This is a genomic window from Clostridium sp. (assembly GCF_026168755.1).
Classification (GTDB): Bacteria; Bacillota; Clostridia; order Clostridiales; family Clostridiaceae; genus Clostridium.
This window is the reverse complement of sequence record NZ_JAPFDR010000042.1, coordinates 1-20,354: the sequence shown is the minus strand read 5'-3', so window position 1 is coordinate 20,354 and position 20,354 is coordinate 1. Positions and strand designations below refer to the sequence as shown.

Sequence of the window (20,354 nt, the reverse complement as noted above, 5' to 3'; positions counted from 1 at the left end):
TCTAAAACTTCTTGATAAACTATAAAACTAAATATTGATTTTATTTTTGCCTCCGATACCGAAGGTCTTTTTGTCATATCCAATTTTTAAATTTTAGTTGATATTACAACGTTATTTTTTAATTATTATTAAAAATTAGCTATAGGCTATTTTTTCATACGAAACTTTACACTATCTATTTATAAACCATAAAAAGTATCTTCATTAATATAATAGCCTCAATTTCTATATTATATTTAAATTAGCCTATATTAAATTAATGACAAGTCTATATTAACAAATGATAAATTTACATAAATAAAGCCAGCATTGCTGACTTTATTTATTATCTTAAAACTTTTAGTAAACATCCTTAAAACTTAATTTACATTTGCAATCTATAACTTGTCACTTATATTAATCAACTTTTTTCCATCTAACACCTTGTGGAGTGTCTAAAAGCTCTATACCTCTAGCCTTTAGTTCATCTCTTATTTTATCAGCTAAAGCAAAGTTTTTATCTTTTCTTGCTTGTTGTCTTTCAGTTATTAAAGCTTCAATCTCAACTTCTAAATTACCTTTAGTTGTTTTTTGTAAAATTCCTAAAGGTAACCCTAATTCTCTTATTAATTCTAAAGCCTTTTCACATAACTCCTTAGAAGAATTTATTCCCACATTACTATTAATATCTCTTATTAAATCAAATAGAACTGAAATAGCATCTGCAGTATTAAAGTCATCATCCATTTTTTCGATGTATCTTTGTCTATACGTACCTAATGATTCTAAATACTTAACTTCTTCATCAGTCATTTTTTCATTTTTAACTTCTAATATTAAATTTTCTAAATTACCTATAGCATTATATAATCTTTCAACAGAAGCCTTTGCCGATTCTAATAACTCACTACTAAAGTTTAGTTGAATTCTATAATGTCCTGATAACATTAAGAATCTTATTACATCTGCATCATACTGTTTTAATGCATCTCTTGCAGTTAAGAAATTATTTAAAGACTTAGACATTTTTTGATTATTAACATTTAAAAATGCTGCATGCATCCAATAGTTTGCAAATTTCTTTCCAGTTAAAGCTTCACTTTGAGCAATTTCATTTTCATGATGAGGGAATGATAAATCCATCCCTCCAGCATGTATGTCTATTGTATCTCCAAGTAAATTCTTAGCCATGCATGAACATTCAATATGCCATCCCGGTCTTCCTAATCCCCATGGAGATTCCCAAGCAGGTTCACCTGGTTTTTGTGCCTTCCAAATGGCAAAGTCCATTGGATCTTCTTTTCTTTCATCAACATTTATTCTAGCTCCAGCTTGCAAATCATCTAGATTTTGACCAATAAGCTGCCCATATCCTTCAAACTTTTTAGTTCTAAAATAAACATCTCCATTTACTTCATATGCATATCCTTTTTCTATTAATCCAGAAACAAATTCAATTATTTCACTGATATATTCAGTTGCCCTTGGATTAGTAGTAGCTCTCTTAATATTAAGGCCATCAGCATCTTTATAGTATTCACAAATATACTTGTCACCAATCTCTTTTACTGTTGTATTTTCTTCATTAGCTTTATTTATCATCTTATCGTCTATATCAGTAAAATTTTGAACAAAATTAACTTCATAGCCTCTGTATTCCATATATCTTCTTATAGTATCAAAAACTATAAATGTTCTACCATTACCTATATGGAAATAATTATAAACAGTTGGCCCACAAACATACATGCTAACTTTCCCTGGCTTTAGTGGAACAAATTCTTCTTTTTTTCTAGTTAAAGAATTATATATTTTCATTTAACAATCCCTCCTTTTTATATTTTTTAAACTTTATAATCTTATATTATTCTTTTCAAATTGAGATTTTACAATAGAAATAACATCATCAATTTTTATTACTTCCATTTCACCATCTCTTAATTTAAATTCAACTTCACCTTCAGTTATCTTCTTACCTACAGTAACTCTCATTGGAATTCCAATTAGTTCTGAATCTTTAAATTTAACTCCTGGTCTTTCATTTCTATCATCTAATATAGCATCTACACCAACTTTTCTTAATTCTTCATATAATTTGTTGGCTATTTCCATTTGAGCTTCATCTTTAATATTTACTGGAATAACTGAAACATGATATGGTGCTACTGAAAGTGGCCATATTATACCATTCTCATCATGGTGTTGTTCAATTATAGATGCCATTGTTCTTGTAACACCTATTCCATAGCATCCCATTACAAATGGTGTATTTTTTCCGTTTTCATCTATAAATGTAGCATTCATAGCTTCTGAATATTTAGTTCCTAATTTAAATATATGCCCAACTTCAGTTCCTCTTGCTATAGTAACTTCAGCTCCACATTCAGGACATTTTTCTCCACTTTCTATATTTCTGAAATCTCCTACAGTACCTTCAAAATCCCTACCATAGTTAACATTCTTTAAGTGATATCCAGTTTCATTAGCTCCAAGAATCATATTGTACATATACTTAACTTCTTCATCAACTAATAATAAATCTACTTTTAATCCTACTGGCCCACCAAATCCAACTTCACATCCAGTTGCATTTTTGTACTCTTCATGAGAAGCCATAGCTATGTCACCTGAAGCATTTGCTGCATTAGCAACTTTTACTTCATTAACTTCTCTATCTCCTCTAACAACTACCCCAACTATTTTTCCATCTATATTAAACATTAAAAGTTTAACTGTTTTCTTTGGAGATACATTTAAAAATTTTGAAACTTCATCTATTCCTCTGCTATCTGGAGTTGCAACTTTTTCCATTTCTAATAACTCTTCTACTTCTGCTTTTTCTGGTGTTGCTTCTGCTTTTTCTATATTTGCAGCATAATCACAAGCTGAACAGAATACTACATCATCTTCACCAACTTCTGATTTAACCATAAATTCAGCTGAATTTGATCCACCAATTGCACCAGAATCAGCAGCAACACATTTAGCATCTATTCCACATCTATTAAATATTTTTACATATGCATCATGCATCTTATCATATGATAAATCTAATCCTGCTTGATCCTTATCAAAACTATAAGCATCCTTCATTATGAATTCTCTTGATCTCATAACTCCGAATCTTGGTCTTCTTTCATCTCTGTATTTAGTTTGAATTTGATAAAGATTTACTGGCAATTGCTTATATGATTTTATTTCATTTCTAGCTATATCAGTAAATACCTCTTCATGTGTTGGCCCAAGACAAAAATCTCTATTATTTCTATCCTTTAATCTGAACATTTCATCTCCATAAACGTCCCATCTACCTGACTCTTGCCATAATTCAGCTGGTAATACAGCTGAAGCTAAAAATTCTTGTGCACCTGCAGCATTCATTTCTTCTCTTACTATTTCTTCAATATTTTTTAATACCTTAAGACCTATTGGCATATAGTTATAAACACCTGCAGCCATTTTTCTAATCATACCTGCTCTAAGCATAAGCTTATGACTATCTATTTCTGCTTCTGCTGGTACTTCTCTTAATGTAGATACTAACATATTTGACATTTTCATAATTTTTCCTCCAGACTCTATATTTAATATTATAGTTTCATATTTATAAACAGTTATACCATTAGCTAATTAAAAGTTATATTAACATCAACTTATTAAATTTTGTACAATTTTATTTCTAATCTTTAGTTAAACTCTTTTTATTAATTAGTTTTTAATAAAAAAAGCTCACCCTAATATAGAATTAGGGCGAACTTATATCCGCGGTACCACCTAAATTTGTGCTTTAATAATGATAACGGTATTAAACCGATAGTTTTTACCTACAACTCGAAAGCTGGTTCAAAATCTATTGAAAATCTTACAGCCAATGGATTTTCTCTCTGAAAAGGCGATTTCTACTATTCTTTGTCACTGCTTTAAGTAATATATTTTTTTTGATTAATTAATTATATAATCTAAAAAAAACTATGTCAATATAATGGAATTGAAATTAAATCAGCTTTTCTCCTAAAATTAAATCTTCTGGTGTTGTAACCTTTATATTCGTATATTCTCCATTATAAAGGTATACTTTATTTCCATATCTTTCAACTACCATAGTATCATCAGTAACTACTACTTTATCTATTTTAACTTTTTTATGACACTCTAAAATTTCTCTAAACTTAAAAACTTGTGGTGTTTGAATAGCTACTAATGTCTCTCTATTAGGAGTATCAATTGAAAAATTACTTTTTCCCTTAATCTTTATAGTATCCTTAGGCATAACACCTGGTGCACATGCCCCATGAATAGTTGCGTATTTTATACCATCATCTATTATTCTATCTGAAATAAATGGTCTTGCTCCATCATGAATTAATACTATATCTGTTCCACTATTCTCTAAACTTTCAAGTCCATTATATACAGAATCCTGTCTTTCATCTCCACCAATAACTATTTTATCAACTTTAAGGTCATATTTCTTTAAAATTTTTTCTTTAAAATATTCTATTTCCTCTTGTGATAAAACAACTACTATATTATCTATTTTTTTATTATCATTAAATTTCTTAATAGTATAGTAAATAATAGGTTTTCCTTTTATTTCAATAAACTGTTTGCTTATAGAGGAATTCATTCGCTTTCCTTTTCCTCCAGCTAAAATAATAGCACTTATCATTAGATTTCTCCTTTAATTATCTTTTGGTTTTGCAAATATCATTCTTCCAGCAGATGTTTGAAGAACAGATGTAACTATTATAAAAATTTCTTCTCCAATAAACTTTCTTCCACCTTCAACTACAATCATAGTTCCATCATCTAGGTATCCAATTCCTTGGTCTGACTCTTTACCATCTTTTATAACTACAATCTTCATTTCTTCACCTGGAAGTACAACTGATTTTATAGCATTAGCTAAATCATTTATATTTAAAACAGGCACACCTTGGAACTCTGCAACTTTATTCAAATTAAAGTCATTAGTTATAACCTTTCCATTTAATTTTTGAGCTAACTTTAATAGTTTACTATCAACTTCAGCAATTTCTTTAAAATCACCTTCCCAAATTTCAGTTTCAATTTCTAATTCCTTTTGTATCTTATTTAATATATCTAATCCTCTTCTTCCTCTATTTCTCTTTAATGAATCTGAAGAATCTGATATATGACGAAGTTCATCTAAGACAAAACTCGGTATCACTAAAGTACCTTCTATAAACCCTGTCTTACATAAATCAAAAATTCTACCATCAATTATGACTGATGTATCTAATACCTTAGCAGAACTCCTCGCAATACCTTTACTTTTCTTTTCCTTGTCCTTTTCTCTTAAACTACTTCTTTTAAAGATTAATAAAGCTGAAGAAATATCCTCTTTCTTTTTTATAAATATTTCTGCTCCAATTATTGCTGCTATTAATTCTAATAATACAAATATTATAGGCCCTATAGAAGGATTTATTCCTGAAAATATTCCTGAAACAGGCGCTCCTATAAATGTTGCAATAATTAATCCTATTAAAATACCTAAACTACCAAAAATTAATTCTTGTGCACTTAATCTTTGAATATTTTTTTCCATTTTATCTATAATCTTTGATATTAATTTATATAATCCTGGTGAAATAAGATAAAAAATAATTCCGAATAATAACATACAAAAAATATAAAATATAGTAGTTGCCATTGTACCCTTAATAATATGAATTTTAAATCCTCTAACTACAATTAATATTCCTTCACTAACAATATATCCAATAACTGATCCTAAAAGAGTAAAAATTATCTTTAGCCATTTTTTAAACATAAATTCACCTCCTATTTTAAAAGCTATACAGAATAGTTATAAATAACCATTTTTATTATACCATAATATTAATATTACTATTACAAGTATTTAAATTTTAAAGTTAAAATTTAATAATAATACCCCCTATTAAAATACACATAGGTTGTTTATTATAATATTAAACAACACATATAATAGTTGTGTTGACAAAATTATCTGAAAATACTTATAATTTATATAAGGATTATATTTCTAAGGAGTTGAGGCAAGTGAAAGACATTATATTTGATAGCTTTCAAAATGACGTCAGTGAATCTTTATTAAGACACAAAAGTATTCTAGATGTTCTTACTAAATATACAGAGTCTAGTTCTAGAATTAACAGAGCAGTAGCCAAAGCTGTTACAAACTGTGGTTGCATTGAAGTAAATGCAAAAAAGCAATGTTTGCCAAATGAAGACAACTCATTGGAAGATTTATCTGAGTGCTTAAAAACTCATATGGATGGTTGCTTATGTGAAAGTTGCCGTGAAGTTATAGAAAGAGAGATTGGTAATAATTTGTTCTATCTTACTTCTCTTTGTAATATTCTTGATATAAACCTTTACGACGTTCTATTAAAAGAAAGCGATAAAATTACCACCCTAGGTAAATTTACCTTTAGATAAATATATAAGCAGGTTTACACCTGCTTATATATTTTTACCAATATTTCTATTAATATTCCAAATATTTATTAAATTTCTTTCTTTAAATAAATTTGCTCTTTTATTCTCTTTAATCCACTTCTTATAGCAGTTGCTCTAGCTTCACCTATACCTTCAACTTGATCTAGTTCATCCTTTGTAGCAGCAATTACATATTTCAATTTATTAAAATGCTTTATTAAATTTTCAATTACGTTAGTTGGTATTCTTGGAATTTTAAATAATATTCTATATCCCTTTGGCGAAATTAATGTATCTACTAATGGTACCCCACCAAACCCAAGAACTTTTGCGATAGTTTCTAAATCTACTAGTTCCTCTGAATTTAACTTTTGAATTTCTTTATATATAGTATTATGATCTGTGTTTTCTCCACAATAATCTCTAATTAGAAGTATCCCATCTCTTTCTATATATCTTATTAATTCATTAAGTTGCATAGAAATAAGTCTACCTTCATTTCCAAGCTCTAAAATATATCTTTTTATTTCTTCAACTATTCTCATTACCATTTCAGTTCTTTGAATTGCAGTTACCACATCAAAAACAGTTGTCAAATCTTGAAACTCTAAAATATTTAGGTTATTTATAACACGCTCTAAAACATTAACATATTTCTCTAAAGTCTGAATAGCTTGATTGGCTCTTGCTAGTATTACACTACTATCCTGTAATATATATTTTATATCTCCTTTGTATATTGTAATAATATTTCTTCTTTGTGATATAGCTACAACTATATTATCAGTTTGTTTAGCTATTCTTTGTGCCGTTCTATGTCTTGTTCCTGTTTCATAGGTTGTTACAGATGGATCAGGTAATAATTGTGCATTAGCACAAACTATTTTTCTTAAATCCTGACTTAATACTATCGCTCCATCCATCTTAGCTAGTTCATAAATATATGCTGGGGTATACTCTGCATTTATATTAAATCCCCCATCTACTATATTCATTACTTCTTCAGAATCACCTAAAACTATTAATCCACCAGTTTTAGCTCTTAAAATATTTTCTAGTCCTTCCCTTAGATTTGTTCCAGGACTAACTATTTTTAGTATATTTTTTATTTCATTATCATCCTTAATTCTCATGCTAATCACCTAATCTATTACTTTCACATACTTTCTATAATAATTATATTTTACACCTATTTATATACATCTGCTATAACATCATTTAGAGTTTTCATTGACATTATTTTTATATTAGGTATTTTGACTTCTTTACTAAAAGAATCCTTAGCCACATATACCTTTTTAAATCCCATTCTTGCTAATTCTTTTACTCTTATTTCTATAGATGGAACTTTCTTAAGCTCACCAGTTAAACCAACATCAGCTATAAATGCAATATTTGCCTCTATTCCCCTTTGCTTTACAGATGAAACTATACTCATAATTACAGCTAAATTAATGCCTTGTTCCTTAATTCGCATTCCTCCTGTAGTCTTTATAATAACATTTTTATCATAAAGATTTATTCCACCTCTTTGCTCTAAAATTGATATTAAAGTATTCAATTTATCTTTTCCTAATGTTTCACCTATTCTAGTAGGGTATGGTGTAAATGTTTTTGAAACTAAGCTCTCTACTTCTGTAATTATAGGTCTAGACCCTTCTTTTATAACTGTTAATGTACTTCCTGATACTATTTCTCCATCTTCTCTTTTAGTCATAAAAAATTCTGACGGGTTATCAATAGACATCATTCCCTTTTCAGAGATTTGGAAAAATCCAGTCTCACCTGTACTTCCAAATCTATTTTTAGAACTAATTAATCCTCTTAACTCTTCGTCAGTATCACATTCTATAATTAATACAGTATCAACTAAATGTTCTAACGCTCTAAGCCCAGCTAATTCATCTGCCTTTGTCATCTGACCAACTATAATTACCGCTCTTTGTCTTTTATCATCTTTTGCAATTCTTAATAGTTCATTAGCACATTCCATTGTTTGGGTAGGAGAACCTGCTCTTGCTGGTAATGCATTTTCCATAGTAAATGTTTGTATACTATCTATTATTAATAAATCTGGATCTATTTCATTCACAGCATCTACAACATTATCCATACTAGTTTCTTGAACAACCCAAATATTATCATTAATTTTATCTAAAATCCTATCCGCTCTATTTTTAATTTGACTATCACTTTCTTCTCCAGATGCATAAATAACCTTATGTCCAGACCTAGCAATGTTATCAGCTACCTGTAACAATAAAGTTGACTTTCCTGCTCCTGGTCTTGCTGTTATTATAGTAATGGAATCTTTAACAATCCCACCTCCCATTACTCTGTCAAACTCACTTATTCCTGTCACAATTCTATCACTTTTACTAGAAGTAACTTCAGACAACTTTTTAATTGGTTTTTTAGATAATTGTCTTACCTTTATCGACTCTTTTGCAGATTTATTCTGTTGAACAATTTGCTCTTCAGTAAAAGTATTCCAATTACTACAATCTGGACATTTTCCCATCCATTTTGGTGATTCATATCCACATTCTTGACATATAAATACGGATTTTATCTTTGCCATCTTCTTCACCACTCTATCTATTTTAAATCTACTCTCATTTTAATTCCAATTTACTCTATATAATATAACATACTTAAAATATAAAAAATATAAAAAAATATAAAAATAAACCATAAGATATTCCCTAAATCTTATGGCTTATTTCTATATTTTATTTATTTTTCAATAAGCTTCGCAGCTTCCTCATCAACTATTACGATAACATCCCTATGCATTTGTAACATAGATGCTGGATTGTCTGTTGAAATCTTACCTGAGAATAATCCTTTAATGGCTTCAGCTTTGCTTTCTCCCGATGCAATAAGAACTATCTTTTTAGCTTTCATTATTCCACCTAATCCCATACTTACAGCTTGTCTTGGGACATCATCCACATTCTCAAAAAATCTAGCATTTGCTTCAATAGTATCTTGAGTTAAAGTTATTACATTAGTTCCTACAGATAACTCATCATCTGGTTCATTAAATGCAATATGACCATTATTTCCAACACCTAATAATTGAATATCTACGCCTCCTAACTCTTGTATTTTCTTATCATACTCTAAACATTCTTTCTGTAAATCTTCTGCTAAACCATTAGGAACAAAAGTTTTTTTAATGTCTATATTAATATGCTTAAATAAATTTTCATTCATAAAATATCTATAACTTTGCTCATGTTCAGGATTTAATCCTACATACTCATCTAAGTTTATTGTAGTAGTTTTTGAAAAATCTAATTCATTATTTTGATACATTTTTATTAGCTCTTTATACATTCCAATTGGTGATCCCCCAGTAGCTAACCCTAAAACTGCATTTGGTTTTTCAGTTATAACCTTAGCAAACTCCTCTGCTGCAGCTCTACTTAATTCTTCATAATTTTTAGTAATTATTAATTTCATAATATCTCTCCTTCTTTTCTTGAAATATTTACTTGTAATGTAAATTTATTTGATTTATAAAATGCTTCTTCTAAAAATAGAAGCTTATCTGCACTTGTAAAAGTTTTACTAATCACCTTTAATATAGGTTCATCCTTTTCACACTCTAACAAATTTCTTATCTCATCATTAACATTAACTGCTATTATAGATGAATTAGAATTTGTAATTAAATATCCAAAGCCTTCTAAAACCTTATATAAAGACCCTTCTAACATTTCTTTATTTACATTCCCACAATAATCAACTGGTATATATACAGTTTCTAATGCTATGCACTCATCATCTACTATTCTTTTTCTTGTTATTTTATATAACTTATCTAATATAAAGATATCCTGTATATCTTCTGGTGTATCTATAATTTCAAACTCTACTACCTTAGTTTCTAATACTCTACCACTTTGCTTTATCATTTCCGTAAAGCTCATCATATCTTTTTGATTTACCTTTTGCTCACATACAAAAGTGCCTTTACCTTTTTTTCTTGTTAATATTCCTTCTTGTACTAACTCTCCAATAGCTTGTCTTATTGTCATTCTACTGACACCATAAATCTCACAAAGTTCTCTTTCACTTGAAATACATTCTCCAGCCTTCCAAGTTCCATTAGCTATTTTCTTTATAAAATCATTTTTTAATTGATAATACACTGGTATTGGACTATTTTTATCTATCATATTATCACTCCCAATTTCATTATATGATATATATATATAGTTGTCTATACCAGTTTGATATTTTTTAAATTATAAATATGAATATTTATTTATTATTTGGAAATGCTATCTATATAAATTACAAGGAGATGATATTTTGATAGATAAATCTTATTTATATAATGTTCCTTCTAAAAATATTCTTAATAATTATAAACCTAAAAATTTATCTAATGATTCTCTAGATAATTATTCTATTGACTCCTTAGAAAATATGGTTATAAACTCTAATTTAAACAATGAAAACTCTTTAAAATAATATTATTATTTTATAATCAAAAAGTAAGGTGCTTTACCTTACTTTTTGAAATAAATCTTTAATAAATTCTATCTATGTGAAAAAATCACGCCTTCCTCTTTACACTCAACCTTTAATTTATCTCCTACCTTAATATCACCCTTTAATAGTTCATCACTTAATCTATCTACTATTTCCCGATTTATTATTCCCCTTAATGGTCTAGCTCCAAATTCTAAGTTTTTATTTTTAGTAACAAGGAATTTATTTAAATCTTCATCATAAATTAAATCAATATTTTTTTCTTTCAATATTTTAATAGTATCCTTAAGCATTATATTTACTATTTCTAATGTATCCTCTTCTTTAAGTTGATTGAATACTATAGTATCATCTACCCTATTCAAGAATTCTGGTTTAAATGCTTTCTTTAGCTCTTCTAATACTACATCTTTAATTTTTTCGTATTCTGCATGTATTGAATTCGCTGACGTATCAAAGCCAACTTTTCTTTGACTCTTTATTTTTTGAGCTCCTACATTAGATGTCATAATAACTATTGTATTTTTAAAATCTATTGTTTTACCTTTTCCATCTGTTAATCTTCCATCCTCCATTATTTGAAGTAAAATATTAAATACATCTGGATGTGCCTTTTCAATTTCATCTAATAATACAACTGAATAAGGTTTTCTTCTAACAGCTTCTGATAATTGCCCACCCTCTTCATATCCTACATATCCTGGAGGCGCTCCAATTAATCTTGAAACAGAATGCTTTTCCATATATTCAGACATATCAATTCTAATTAAATTGCTTACCTTACCAAACATAACCTCTGCTAGAACATTACAAAGCTCTGTCTTACCAACACCAGTAGGACCACAGAAAATAAATGTTCCTATTGGTCTATTAGGGTTTTTCAGCCCAACTCTTGCTCTCTTCACTGCTCTAACCAATGCCTTTATGGCTTCCTCTTGACCAACAACTCTTTTTCTTAAAGTCTCCTCTAAATGTAAAAGCTTATCTGATTCTTTTTCTGTTAACCTCTCTACTGGAACCTTAGTCCAAATTGCTACTACCTTTGCGATATCATCTTCATCAACAATTTGTACCTCAGTACAACTATGAGCTCTCCATTCATTTTTAATTTTTTCAAACTCTTCTTTTAATCGTTTTTCTTTATCCCTTAAGTTTGCAGCCTTTTCAAAGTCCTGATTCCTTATAGTATCTTCTTTTTCACTAATAACCTTCTCTATATCTAATTCCTTTTTCTTAATCTCAGGTGGAAGAGTTAATCTTGATATTCTAACTTTTGCAGCAGCTTCATCTATTAAGTCAATAGCCTTATCTGGCATATATCTATCACTTATATACTTATCTGCTAAATCAACTGCCATATATAAAGCTGAATCTGTAATTTTAACTTTATGATGTGATTCGTATTTATCTCTTAATCCAAATAGTATATTTAAAGTTTCATCTTTACTTGGAGGCTCTACATTAACAGTTTGAAATCTTCTCTCTAACGCAGCATCCTTTTCTATATGTTTTCTATATTCATCTATTGTTGTGGCACCAATACACTTTATTTCTCCTCTAGCCAATGCTGGCTTTAATATATTAGAAGCATCAATTGCTCCTTCTGCTCCTCCTGCACCAACTATAGTATGAATTTCATCTATAAAAATTATTATATCCTCTTCATTTTTTAATTCATTCATTACTTTCTTTAAACGATCTTCAAATTCACCTCTATATTTAGCTCCAGCAATCATTGATGTTATATCTAATGTTAATAGTCTTTTATCTCTCAAGCTTTCTGGCGCATCTCCTGATATTATTTTTTGAGCTAAACCTTCTATTATAGCAGTTTTCCCAACACCAGGCTCACCTATCAAGCAAGGATTATTTTTTATTCTTCTACAAAGAATCTCTAATACTCTCTGAGTTTCTTCATCTCTTCCTATAACAGGATCTAATTTGCCTTCTTTTGCAATTTGAGTTAAATCCCTACTATATTGATCTAATACCGGTGTTTTATTTTGTTTTTTCTCTTTTTGTATAGATTTTTTATTCTCCCTAAGCTCATTTCCAGATATATATTTATCTAACTCTTGTTTAACTACTGATAAGTCAATTCTACCACTTGTTAAAATAGTATATGCAACTCCTTCTCCTTCATTTACAAGGGCCATTAATATATGTTCTGGATTTATAAAACTATGCCCATATTTTCTTGCTATATCTAAACTATCATCAAATAATCTCTTCGCTCTTGGAGTTAATAACATCTCTCCATTAGAAACTTCATCATCCCCAAATCCTAAATACTCTTCAGTCATCTTTCTTATCTTCTCACTAGTAATTCCTTTTCCTGATAAAAGTTGACCTGCATATCCATTTTCTTTTAATATTCCTAATAAAACATGTTCAGTACCAATATACCCGTGCTTGAAATTTTGAGACTCCTGTTGTGCTTCTACTAAAACAACTTGTGCTCTTTCTGTAAATCTCCCAAAAATCATAGTGTCACCTCCAAATATAATTTAATATAGATTGCTATATAAATTATTTCTATATTCTATAAATATGACCCAACCCTTTTACCATAATTATTTTCTTATATCTATTATAATTATTATGATAAAATAACCATTATAATACCCTTAAGTATTTCTGCTCTTAGCTTATTTCTATCTTCGACACTCCCTAATGTTCTATCATTTATACACATTTTAATAATTTCAACTTCTCTCTTAGTTATTAAATCCGTATCATATAAATGTTCAATTAACAATACCGCGGAACTATAAGTTATACTATTTCCAATAGCTTCATTTATTGCATCTAATTGTTTTTCTTTATTATTATATTCTACTCTTTTGATTATTATATATCCGCCTCCACCTCTTCTACTTTCAATTAAGTATCCTTTTTCGGTAGTAAACCTTGTTGTTAAAACATAATTAATTTGAGATGGTGCACAATTAAACTTATCTGCTAATTCATTCCTCTGTATAATTACCTCCTTATTTTTTTCATCTTCTATCATCTCATTAATAAATTGAGCTATTATATCTGAAATTCTTGCCACAATTTCACCTTCCTAAACGCACTTTGACCTTATTTGACTTTAATTATATATAATTTTTTTTTTAATGTCTATGTAATAATTCCTTTATTATTAGGTAAATATACTAATATATATTAAACTAATAATAATTGCTATTACTATACCTCCTATTGTCCCCGAATTTATTTTTCTTAAACATTCTGTAGTTGTTACAAATTAAATATTGGTTCATAAAAAAAGAGCCGTCAAATTGACGACTCTAAATTTTTATTAAGCTTCAGCTGGAGCTCCTACTGGACAAACATTTGCACAGTTTCCACAATCGATACAAGTATCTGCATCAATAATGAATTGAGTATCCCCTTGGCTTATAGCGTTAACTGGACATTCTGCTGCGCAAGCACCACAGTTAACACATGAATCATTAATTGAATATGCCATTAAAAGCACCTCCCCCATACTTAACTAAGTAACACTATTATTTTATCATACAACTTTTTCTTTTTAAAGTAAAAGTTAATCACTATTTTTCCATGGATGTTTTTTCGTTAAATTACCATATATCCTACATTCTCAATAGAAGTCATTATTTCATCTATAGATACACTTAAGCTATCATATACTACATTAACTTCTTTTCTATTTAAATTAATTTCACACGCAAGAATACCTTCATAATTACTAACCACATTTCTAATATTAATAATATCCTCATGTGTAGTTAAATTATAAATTCTAAGTAGTGCTTTCATTAATTTTCCTCCTTAGTTCCCCTTTATAAGATCCTTAATTAACTTTCTATCTTCTTCTGATTCTATTTCTAATTTTATATCATCATCATCTATAGAATCTTCATAATGTCCTTTTATAAGTTCAATATCTTCTATCTTGAACTCCTCTAGAATCTCTTCTTCGCCTTTTCTAAGCTTAACTTTAACACTTTCTTTAACTATATTATTTGAAAATACTTCTCCAGTTCCTTCACTAGTCTTAACAATTGAGCCTACTTTAGGCATTCTCTTTCTAATATCCTCATAAGTGCTTTGCTCGTAATTTAAGCAACACATAAGTCTTCCGCAAATTCCTGAAATCTTCGTTGGATTAAGAGATAAATTCTGCTCCTTTGCCATTTTTATAGAAACAGATGCAAAATCCCCTAAAAATGTTGAGCAGCACAGTGTTCTTCCACATGGCCCAAGTCCACCAAGCATTTTAGCCTCATCCCTAACACCTATTTGTCTTAGTTCAATACGAGTTTTAAATATTGCAGCTAAATCTTTAACTAACTCTCTAAAATCAACTCTTCCATCCGCAGTGAAATAGAATATTACTTTATTATTATCAAATGTATATTCTACGTCTATAAGCTTCATAGTTAATCCATGCTCTTTAATTTTTTTTAAACAAACCTCAAAGGCATCTTTTTCCTTATCCTTATTTTTAAAATGTTTATTTATATCTTCTTCTGTAGCTATTCTTAATACACTTTTTAAGGGTGCAACTATATCATATTCACTTATCTCTTTTATTCCAATTACACATTCTCCAAATTCAACACCTCTTGCAGTTTCAACTACTACATAACTACCTTTTTGTATATCCATATCTGCCGGATCAAAATAATATATTTTCCCAGCTTTTTTAAATCTAACCCCGACTACTTTTATCATTATTAACCCTCCATAAAGCCAATCAACATTACACGTAATATCATTGCCCAACTAACATTACTTTTAATGTTTTTCCTTGCTTCTTCTATCGTCATTATCATATTATTTAGCTTTCTAAATGACATTGCTTTAGTCAGCTCATTTATATCATCAATTTTATCTCCATTTATGATAAAATCCTTATTTTCAACTTCCTTATGTATTAATATATCCCTTATAAACCCACTTAAAATATTTAATACTTCTTCCTTATTATCTTTTAACCCATTTAATTTTTCTTCATGTTGTAATATAACTTCAACCTTATTTTTATTTAAATCTTTTATTAAATCTATTATTTTATTTCTAAGATCTTTTAAAGTATCATCATTAAAATACCTATCTATTCTTCCCGGAATCCCTTCGCTAAATGCAATAGCTGACTTTATTTCACTTTCATTATAATTAAACTCTTTAATTCTTATATATTCATATAGCTCTTCCTTAGTTAAAGGAGTCAATTTATAAATTTCACATCTAGATTTTATAGTATCTAAAATTAATTCTAAACTTTCACATAATATTATTATGTAAACACCTTTTGGTGGTTCTTCTATAGTTTTTAAAAGTGCGTTTTGAGCCTGAATAGTTAATTTATTTCCTTCATGTATTATAACTACCTTCTTATCTCCCTCAAATGGTTTTTTAGATACTTCTTCAATTATATTTCTTACATCATCTACTCCAAAAGAAGCCTTATTACTTCTATAATTTATAATATCAACATATTCTCTATCAATCTCACCATTTAATATTAATTTAGCTAATATATTAGCTAATTTGCTTTTCCCTATGCCATCTGCCCCTGCTATGAGGTGAGCATGAGAAAGAGTGTTATTCATGCATCTATTTCTAAAATTATTAATTAAAGTATCATATCCTATAAATTTTCTCATACAATCACCTCTTTATTAACTTACCTATACCTTATAAAATTGGTCAACGTCTAAAACAAATACTGTAGCTCCACCAACTTCTACTTCAATTGGATAAGGCATATACATCCCTGAACCACTTCCAATAGTAGTTGGCGTAGGTGCAGAAACCATCTCTTTTCTTCTCTTGCATACATCTTCAATTACTTTAACAACATCTTTAACTGCTTCTTTTTCAACCCCCATCATTAAAGTTGTATTACCTGATTTTAAAAAACCTCCAGTTGTAGCCAATTTAGTTACTCTAAAATTCTTATCAGTAAGTTCTTCAATTAAATCCATAGCATCATCATCTTGAACTATAGCTAATACCAACTTCATACCACATACCTCCACTAATAAGTTAATAATTTATTCAATTATATTTTATCATAAATATATAATAGTTTACTAAATTTTCTCTTTAAATAATTTATTATATTAAATTCAATAAAAAAAGTTATTTGAAATTAATATTCTTTTTCTATTAAATAACTTAACCTCAAATAACTCTTATTGAATATTATATATAATTTTTTATATTATCATAAATCTCATTATTTATATCTTCTATAGCTCTTAACTTACCATCCTTAGTGCATTTTATAACCTTCCAGTTATATTTATCTGCAATATATAGTGAATTATTATAAGAATTAATTAAATACTCTTTATTGCTTTCATGTATATCCTTATCTTCTTGTCCAGTAATTTTATTCATTCTATTCTTCATAAGTTCTTGACTTACCTCTGGCTCAACATCTAAAAATATTACTTCATCGGGTCTTGGAATTCCATATATATTAAACTCCAAATCATATAACCATTCAAGAAATTTTTCCTTTTCAGGACTTTCTATCTTAGCTGCTTGATGCACCATATTAGAAGTTGTATATCTATCACTAATTATTATTCCACCATTATTATAAAATTCTCCCCACTTAGTTTTATACGAAGCATATCTATCAGCTGCATAAAAAGTAGATGAGATATATGGACTTACATCATTAGGATTTTTTCCAAAGTCACCATTCAAGTACATCTTTACAAGGGCTGAAGAATCACTTTTATAATCAGGGAAAGTAATTTTCATGCACTTCTTGCCCTCACTACTCAATCTTTCATATAACCTCTCAGATTGAGTAGCCTTTCCACTAGCATCCGAACCTGATTCTATAATTATTAACTTTCCTTTACCCATCCTTGCTCTTCCTTTCGTTTTTTAAATAGATTTATTACTCTAAATCTTTTAAATCTAAAATTCTTGGTGCTATAGCCTTTTTAACTTTATTTTTTATACTATCATATTCTTTGCTATTAACATCCATGACATTAATTTTTTGTATACATTCTTCACAAATAAAACTATTCATTATTTGAATTCCGCTATTTTTACTTTCTTTCTCACATATTATACAATATTTTTTAGAATCTCTCCATATATCTTTAATACTAATATCCATAATATTCTCCTCCCTTTATTAATAAATTCTGTCCTATTCTTTCTACTCTATACTTGTCTAATTATAATTTTCCTTAAATTTTTTACTTGTACTAATATACTATAATCCAATACATTAATATTAATATCTTATATTTTCTAATTTCTAAAACAAAAAGTGAGATAGTCTATTACCATCTCACTTTTTATTTATTCTATATTGAGTGTTTTATGCGAGCTACTAAAGCATCGCTAGGCTCAAAAATAAATTTATATATCTCCCCGTGCTTTCTATATATACATAAAAACTTTTTATTTTTATCAAATTTTCTAATATAATGTCTACTACATTTGCATTTACTATATTCCTTAGGAACATTAGCTTTTTCTCCAATGTAAATTATATCTTTTATCTTTAAGCTTTCAACATTCTCTTCTACTTTACTACTTATCTTATTAATTATAAGCTTATCTGATATAACAAAATACTTATATGCCATTTTACACTTTTTAGTTTCTTTAATAAGTACTATTAATGTTAATATCCCCAAAATAACTTCTAGCCATAACCCTTTAGTAACATTTTTTCCAAAAGTCATTCTAGAAAATTCATATATGTATAAAGCTACAGTAATTGTTAATAACGATATAATTATTGCAATAGTCTTCTTGCCTTCTTTAATTTCCTTATACATCATTGGAAACTCCTCTAAATAATCTATATTATTTCATATAACAATATTCTGATTATACTAACTTTCTAAAGCTAATTACAACCCTTGAATTTTGGATTATTTGTATATCTTGTCCATTATTTAATAAATATATTACATTATCTTTATAAATCTGACTATTAGGCATTATTATTAGATTATTGTGATATAATCTTAATATATAATTCATTTATTAATAGCGAGGTAATATTTATGATTCAAATATACAAAAGTATAAGTGAAACCAATTCATCACTACAAGTATTAGATAGCATTGAAAATGGATGTTGGATAAATATAGTTGCGCCTTCAGAAGAAGAATTAATTTTAATCTCAAAAAAAACTGGTGTTCCTTTAAGTTTTTTAAGAGCACCCTTAGATGACGAAGAAACTTCTAGAATTGATTTTGAAGACGGATTTACATTAGTTGTAGTAGATATCCCCTTTACAGAAATGGAGGATAATTCCTTAACCTATGATACATATCCTTTAGCAATTATTCATTCTGAGAAAGAAATAATAACTATTTGCTTAAAAAATAGTAGAATAATAACAGATTTTATTAATGGTAGAGTAAAATCATTTTTCTCTTTTAAAAAGTCTAGGTTCATTCTTCAAATATTAAATAGAATATCTACATATTATTTAATCTATCTTAGACAGATTGATAAAAAAAGTGTAATGATTGAAAAAAGACTTCATAAATCTATGAAAAATAGAGAGCTTATTCAACTACATTCATTAGAAAAATCTCTTGTTTATTTTTCTACATCTCTTAAAGCAAATGAAGTAACTCTTGAAAAAATGTTAAAATTAGAAATTATGCAAAAATATGAAGATGACCAAGATGTTTTAGAAGATGTAATAATAGAAAATAAGCAAGCTATAGAAATGACTGATATTTATAGCAATATTTTATCTAGTACCATGGATTTCTTTGCTTCTGTAATATCTAATAATCTTAACATTGTAATGAAAGTATTAGCATCTGTGACTATATTAATGGCTATACCAACTATTATAGGTGGTATATTCGGTATGAATGTTGCATTACCTTTAGAAAATAATCCTAACGGATTTGAAATTATTATGTTTCTTACAATACTTTTAACTGGCGTTACTGCTTTTATATTATATAAAAAAGATATGTTTAGTTAATATAAATTAAAATTATTTATAAAAATAATAAAATATCCACATGCAGATTAAATTTTGCTGTGGATATTTTATTTTTATATGTGGATAGTTTTTTATTTTTTAAATTGTGAATAAATTAAATTTTATTATTAAAAGTTTTTATAAAACTTAATAACAAAAAAACCTACAAGATTACTTGTAGGTTTTTCTTGGAGGCGCCACCCAGATTTGAACTGGGGAATAAAGGTTTTGCAGACCTCTGCCTTACCACTTGGCTATGGCGCCATATCTGGTGGCTCGACCAGGAATCGAACCAGGGACACGAGGATTTTCAGTCCTCTGCTCTACCGACTGAGCTATCGAGCCACATTACCTAGCAACGTTCTACTCTCCCACACAGTCTCCCGTGCAGTACCATCGACGCTGTAGAGCTTAACTTTCCTGTTCGGAATGGGAAGGAGTGTTTCCTCTACG

The 20,354-nt window shown here is 28.3% G+C and carries 21 protein-coding genes, 2 tRNA genes and 1 rRNA gene; 3 read left to right on the top strand and 21 right to left on the bottom strand.

Annotated elements, in window-relative coordinates; all coding sequences use genetic code 11:
* Window positions 1–396 precede the first annotated feature (396 nt).
* The 4 genes from cysS to Q0Y03_RS12485 all read right to left on the bottom strand — a co-directional run bounded on the left by cysS (window position 397) and on the right by Q0Y03_RS12485 (window position 5,776).
* Window positions 397–1,797, bottom strand: a complete 1,401-nt coding sequence (gene cysS / locus Q0Y03_RS12500; RefSeq protein ID WP_297714142.1) for a cysteine--tRNA ligase — start codon at window positions 1,795–1,797, stop codon at window positions 397–399.
* Between the two features lie 33 nt (window positions 1,798–1,830).
* Entirely contained in the window at window positions 1,831–3,540 is a 1,710-nt protein-coding gene (locus Q0Y03_RS12495; RefSeq protein WP_297714141.1) for a proline--tRNA ligase, read from the bottom strand.
* A gap of 433 nt (window positions 3,541–3,973) precedes the next feature.
* Window positions 3,974–4,648, bottom strand: coding sequence for a 2-C-methyl-D-erythritol 4-phosphate cytidylyltransferase (gene ispD / locus Q0Y03_RS12490; RefSeq protein WP_297714140.1), 675 nt, complete (start codon window positions 4,646–4,648; stop codon window positions 3,974–3,976).
* 12 nt (window positions 4,649–4,660) lie between these two features.
* Entirely contained in the window at window positions 4,661–5,776 is a 1,116-nt protein-coding gene (locus Q0Y03_RS12485; RefSeq protein ID WP_297714139.1) for a PIN/TRAM domain-containing protein, read from the bottom strand.
* A 251-nt stretch (window positions 5,777–6,027) separates the two neighbouring features.
* Here Q0Y03_RS12485 and Q0Y03_RS12480 point away from each other — a divergent pair, with 251 nt between their 5' ends.
* Window positions 6,028–6,426 carry a DUF1573 domain-containing protein gene (locus tag Q0Y03_RS12480; protein ID WP_297714138.1) on the top strand — a complete coding sequence of 133 codons (399 nt, stop codon included), beginning with the start codon at window positions 6,028–6,030 and terminating at the stop codon, window positions 6,424–6,426.
* A gap of 68 nt (window positions 6,427–6,494) precedes the next feature.
* On the opposite strand, the gene disA is transcribed toward Q0Y03_RS12480, so the two are convergent.
* The 4 genes from disA to Q0Y03_RS12460 all read right to left on the bottom strand — a co-directional run bounded on the left by disA (window position 6,495) and on the right by Q0Y03_RS12460 (window position 10,613).
* Entirely contained in the window at window positions 6,495–7,559 is a 1,065-nt protein-coding gene (disA, locus tag Q0Y03_RS12475) for a DNA integrity scanning diadenylate cyclase DisA (RefSeq protein ID WP_297714137.1), read from the bottom strand.
* Window positions 7,560–7,615: 56 nt separating this feature from the next.
* The gene (radA, locus tag Q0Y03_RS12470; RefSeq protein WP_297714136.1) at window positions 7,616–9,007 is read right to left on the bottom strand and encodes a DNA repair protein RadA; all 1,392 of its coding nucleotides are present in this window, start codon (window positions 9,005–9,007) and stop codon (window positions 7,616–7,618) included.
* A 155-nt stretch (window positions 9,008–9,162) separates the two neighbouring features.
* Window positions 9,163–9,894, bottom strand: coding sequence for a glucosamine-6-phosphate deaminase (gene nagB, locus Q0Y03_RS12465; protein WP_297714135.1), 732 nt, complete (start codon window positions 9,892–9,894; stop codon window positions 9,163–9,165).
* Window positions 9,891–10,613, bottom strand: coding sequence for a GntR family transcriptional regulator (locus Q0Y03_RS12460; RefSeq protein ID WP_297714134.1), 723 nt, complete (start codon window positions 10,611–10,613; stop codon window positions 9,891–9,893). The genes nagB and Q0Y03_RS12460 overlap by 4 nt, the downstream gene beginning before the upstream one ends.
* A gap of 136 nt (window positions 10,614–10,749) precedes the next feature.
* Between Q0Y03_RS12460 and Q0Y03_RS12455 the strand changes: the two genes are divergently transcribed.
* A complete protein-coding gene (locus tag Q0Y03_RS12455; RefSeq protein ID WP_297714133.1) occupies window positions 10,750–10,911 on the top strand; it encodes a hypothetical protein in 162 nt (53 codons plus the stop codon).
* A gap of 68 nt (window positions 10,912–10,979) precedes the next feature.
* Here Q0Y03_RS12455 and Q0Y03_RS12450 read toward each other — a convergent pair whose 3' ends face one another.
* The 10 genes from Q0Y03_RS12450 to Q0Y03_RS12405 form a co-directional block, all read right to left on the bottom strand.
* Window positions 10,980–13,418, bottom strand: a complete 2,439-nt coding sequence (locus Q0Y03_RS12450; protein WP_297714132.1) for an ATP-dependent Clp protease ATP-binding subunit — start codon at window positions 13,416–13,418, stop codon at window positions 10,980–10,982.
* Between the two features lie 113 nt (window positions 13,419–13,531).
* Window positions 13,532–13,987 carry a CtsR family transcriptional regulator gene (locus Q0Y03_RS12445; protein ID WP_297714131.1) on the bottom strand — a complete coding sequence of 152 codons (456 nt, stop codon included), beginning with the start codon at window positions 13,985–13,987 and terminating at the stop codon, window positions 13,532–13,534.
* Between the two features lie 249 nt (window positions 13,988–14,236).
* On the bottom strand, window positions 14,237–14,407 hold the full coding sequence (locus Q0Y03_RS12440) for a 4Fe-4S binding protein (RefSeq protein ID WP_297714130.1): 171 nt from the start codon (window positions 14,405–14,407) through the stop codon (window positions 14,237–14,239).
* 107 nt (window positions 14,408–14,514) lie between these two features.
* Window positions 14,515–14,718, bottom strand: a complete 204-nt coding sequence (locus Q0Y03_RS12435; RefSeq protein WP_297714129.1) for a heavy-metal-associated domain-containing protein — start codon at window positions 14,716–14,718, stop codon at window positions 14,515–14,517.
* A 12-nt stretch (window positions 14,719–14,730) separates the two neighbouring features.
* A complete protein-coding gene (locus Q0Y03_RS12430; protein WP_297714128.1) occupies window positions 14,731–15,636 on the bottom strand; it encodes a stage 0 sporulation family protein in 906 nt (301 codons plus the stop codon).
* 2 nt (window positions 15,637–15,638) lie between these two features.
* Window positions 15,639–16,571, bottom strand: coding sequence for a DNA polymerase III subunit delta' (locus Q0Y03_RS12425; protein WP_297714127.1), 933 nt, complete (start codon window positions 16,569–16,571; stop codon window positions 15,639–15,641).
* A gap of 24 nt (window positions 16,572–16,595) precedes the next feature.
* A complete protein-coding gene (locus tag Q0Y03_RS12420) occupies window positions 16,596–16,931 on the bottom strand; it encodes a cyclic-di-AMP receptor (RefSeq protein WP_297714126.1) in 336 nt (111 codons plus the stop codon).
* Between the two features lie 181 nt (window positions 16,932–17,112).
* Complete coding sequence (locus tag Q0Y03_RS12415) at window positions 17,113–17,790, bottom strand: thymidylate kinase (protein WP_297714125.1); 678 nt, start codon at window positions 17,788–17,790, stop codon at window positions 17,113–17,115.
* 34 nt (window positions 17,791–17,824) lie between these two features.
* Entirely contained in the window at window positions 17,825–18,052 is a 228-nt protein-coding gene (locus Q0Y03_RS12410; RefSeq protein WP_297714124.1) for a sigma factor G inhibitor Gin, read from the bottom strand.
* Window positions 18,053–18,245: 193 nt separating this feature from the next.
* Window positions 18,246–18,728 carry a hypothetical protein gene (locus tag Q0Y03_RS12405; RefSeq protein ID WP_297714123.1) on the bottom strand — a complete coding sequence of 161 codons (483 nt, stop codon included), beginning with the start codon at window positions 18,726–18,728 and terminating at the stop codon, window positions 18,246–18,248.
* 228 nt (window positions 18,729–18,956) lie between these two features.
* Here Q0Y03_RS12405 and Q0Y03_RS12400 point away from each other — a divergent pair, with 228 nt between their 5' ends.
* Complete coding sequence (locus tag Q0Y03_RS12400) at window positions 18,957–19,901, top strand: magnesium transporter CorA family protein (protein ID WP_297714122.1); 945 nt, start codon at window positions 18,957–18,959, stop codon at window positions 19,899–19,901.
* Window positions 19,902–20,090: 189 nt separating this feature from the next.
* Here the strand turns inward: Q0Y03_RS12400 and Q0Y03_RS12395 are convergent.
* From Q0Y03_RS12395 to rrf, 3 genes are all read right to left on the bottom strand, one after another.
* Window positions 20,091–20,165: transfer RNA gene (locus Q0Y03_RS12395), tRNA-Cys, on the bottom strand.
* Between the two features lie 5 nt (window positions 20,166–20,170).
* Window positions 20,171–20,246: transfer RNA gene (locus tag Q0Y03_RS12390), tRNA-Phe, on the bottom strand.
* A 5-nt stretch (window positions 20,247–20,251) separates the two neighbouring features.
* Window positions 20,252–20,354: ribosomal RNA gene (gene rrf / locus Q0Y03_RS12385) — 5S ribosomal RNA — on the bottom strand; the annotation flags it as partial.

Excerpts from the sequence above, each read along its gene's own strand:
- Q0Y03_RS12435 (WP_297714129.1), bottom strand. The coding sequence starts at position 14,718 with ATGAAAGCACTACTTAGAATTTATAATTTAACTACACATGAGGATATT.
- Q0Y03_RS12430 (WP_297714128.1), bottom strand. The coding sequence starts at position 15,636 with ATGATAAAAGTAGTCGGGGTTAGATTTAAAAAAGCTGGGAAAATATAT.
- Q0Y03_RS12485 (WP_297714139.1), bottom strand. The coding sequence starts at position 5,776 with ATGTTTAAAAAATGGCTAAAGATAATTTTTACTCTTTTAGGATCAGTT.
- Q0Y03_RS12410 (WP_297714124.1), bottom strand. The coding sequence starts at position 18,052 with ATGGATATTAGTATTAAAGATATATGGAGAGATTCTAAAAAATATTGT.
- cysS (WP_297714142.1), bottom strand. The coding sequence starts at position 1,797 with ATGAAAATATATAATTCTTTAACTAGAAAAAAAGAAGAATTTGTTCCA.
- Q0Y03_RS12405 (WP_297714123.1), bottom strand. The coding sequence starts at position 18,728 with ATGATGTATAAGGAAATTAAAGAAGGCAAGAAGACTATTGCAATAATT.
- radA (WP_297714136.1), bottom strand. The coding sequence starts at position 9,007 with ATGGCAAAGATAAAATCCGTATTTATATGTCAAGAATGTGGATATGAA.
- Q0Y03_RS12495 (WP_297714141.1), bottom strand. The coding sequence starts at position 3,540 with ATGAAAATGTCAAATATGTTAGTATCTACATTAAGAGAAGTACCAGCA.
- Q0Y03_RS12425 (WP_297714127.1), bottom strand. The coding sequence starts at position 16,571 with ATGAGAAAATTTATAGGATATGATACTTTAATTAATAATTTTAGAAAT.
- Q0Y03_RS12420 (WP_297714126.1), bottom strand. The coding sequence starts at position 16,931 with ATGAAGTTGGTATTAGCTATAGTTCAAGATGATGATGCTATGGATTTA.
- nagB (WP_297714135.1), bottom strand. The coding sequence starts at position 9,894 with ATGAAATTAATAATTACTAAAAATTATGAAGAATTAAGTAGAGCTGCA.
- Q0Y03_RS12450 (WP_297714132.1), bottom strand. The coding sequence starts at position 13,418 with ATGATTTTTGGGAGATTTACAGAAAGAGCACAAGTTGTTTTAGTAGAA.
- Q0Y03_RS12440 (WP_297714130.1), bottom strand. The coding sequence starts at position 14,407 with ATGGCATATTCAATTAATGATTCATGTGTTAACTGTGGTGCTTGCGCA.
- ispD (WP_297714140.1), bottom strand. The coding sequence starts at position 4,648 with ATGATAAGTGCTATTATTTTAGCTGGAGGAAAAGGAAAGCGAATGAAT.
- disA (WP_297714137.1), bottom strand. The coding sequence starts at position 7,559 with ATGAGAATTAAGGATGATAATGAAATAAAAAATATACTAAAAATAGTT.
- Q0Y03_RS12460 (WP_297714134.1), bottom strand. The coding sequence starts at position 10,613 with ATGATAGATAAAAATAGTCCAATACCAGTGTATTATCAATTAAAAAAT.
- Q0Y03_RS12400 (WP_297714122.1), top strand. The coding sequence starts at position 18,957 with ATGATTCAAATATACAAAAGTATAAGTGAAACCAATTCATCACTACAA.
- Q0Y03_RS12415 (WP_297714125.1), bottom strand. The coding sequence starts at position 17,790 with ATGGGTAAAGGAAAGTTAATAATTATAGAATCAGGTTCGGATGCTAGT.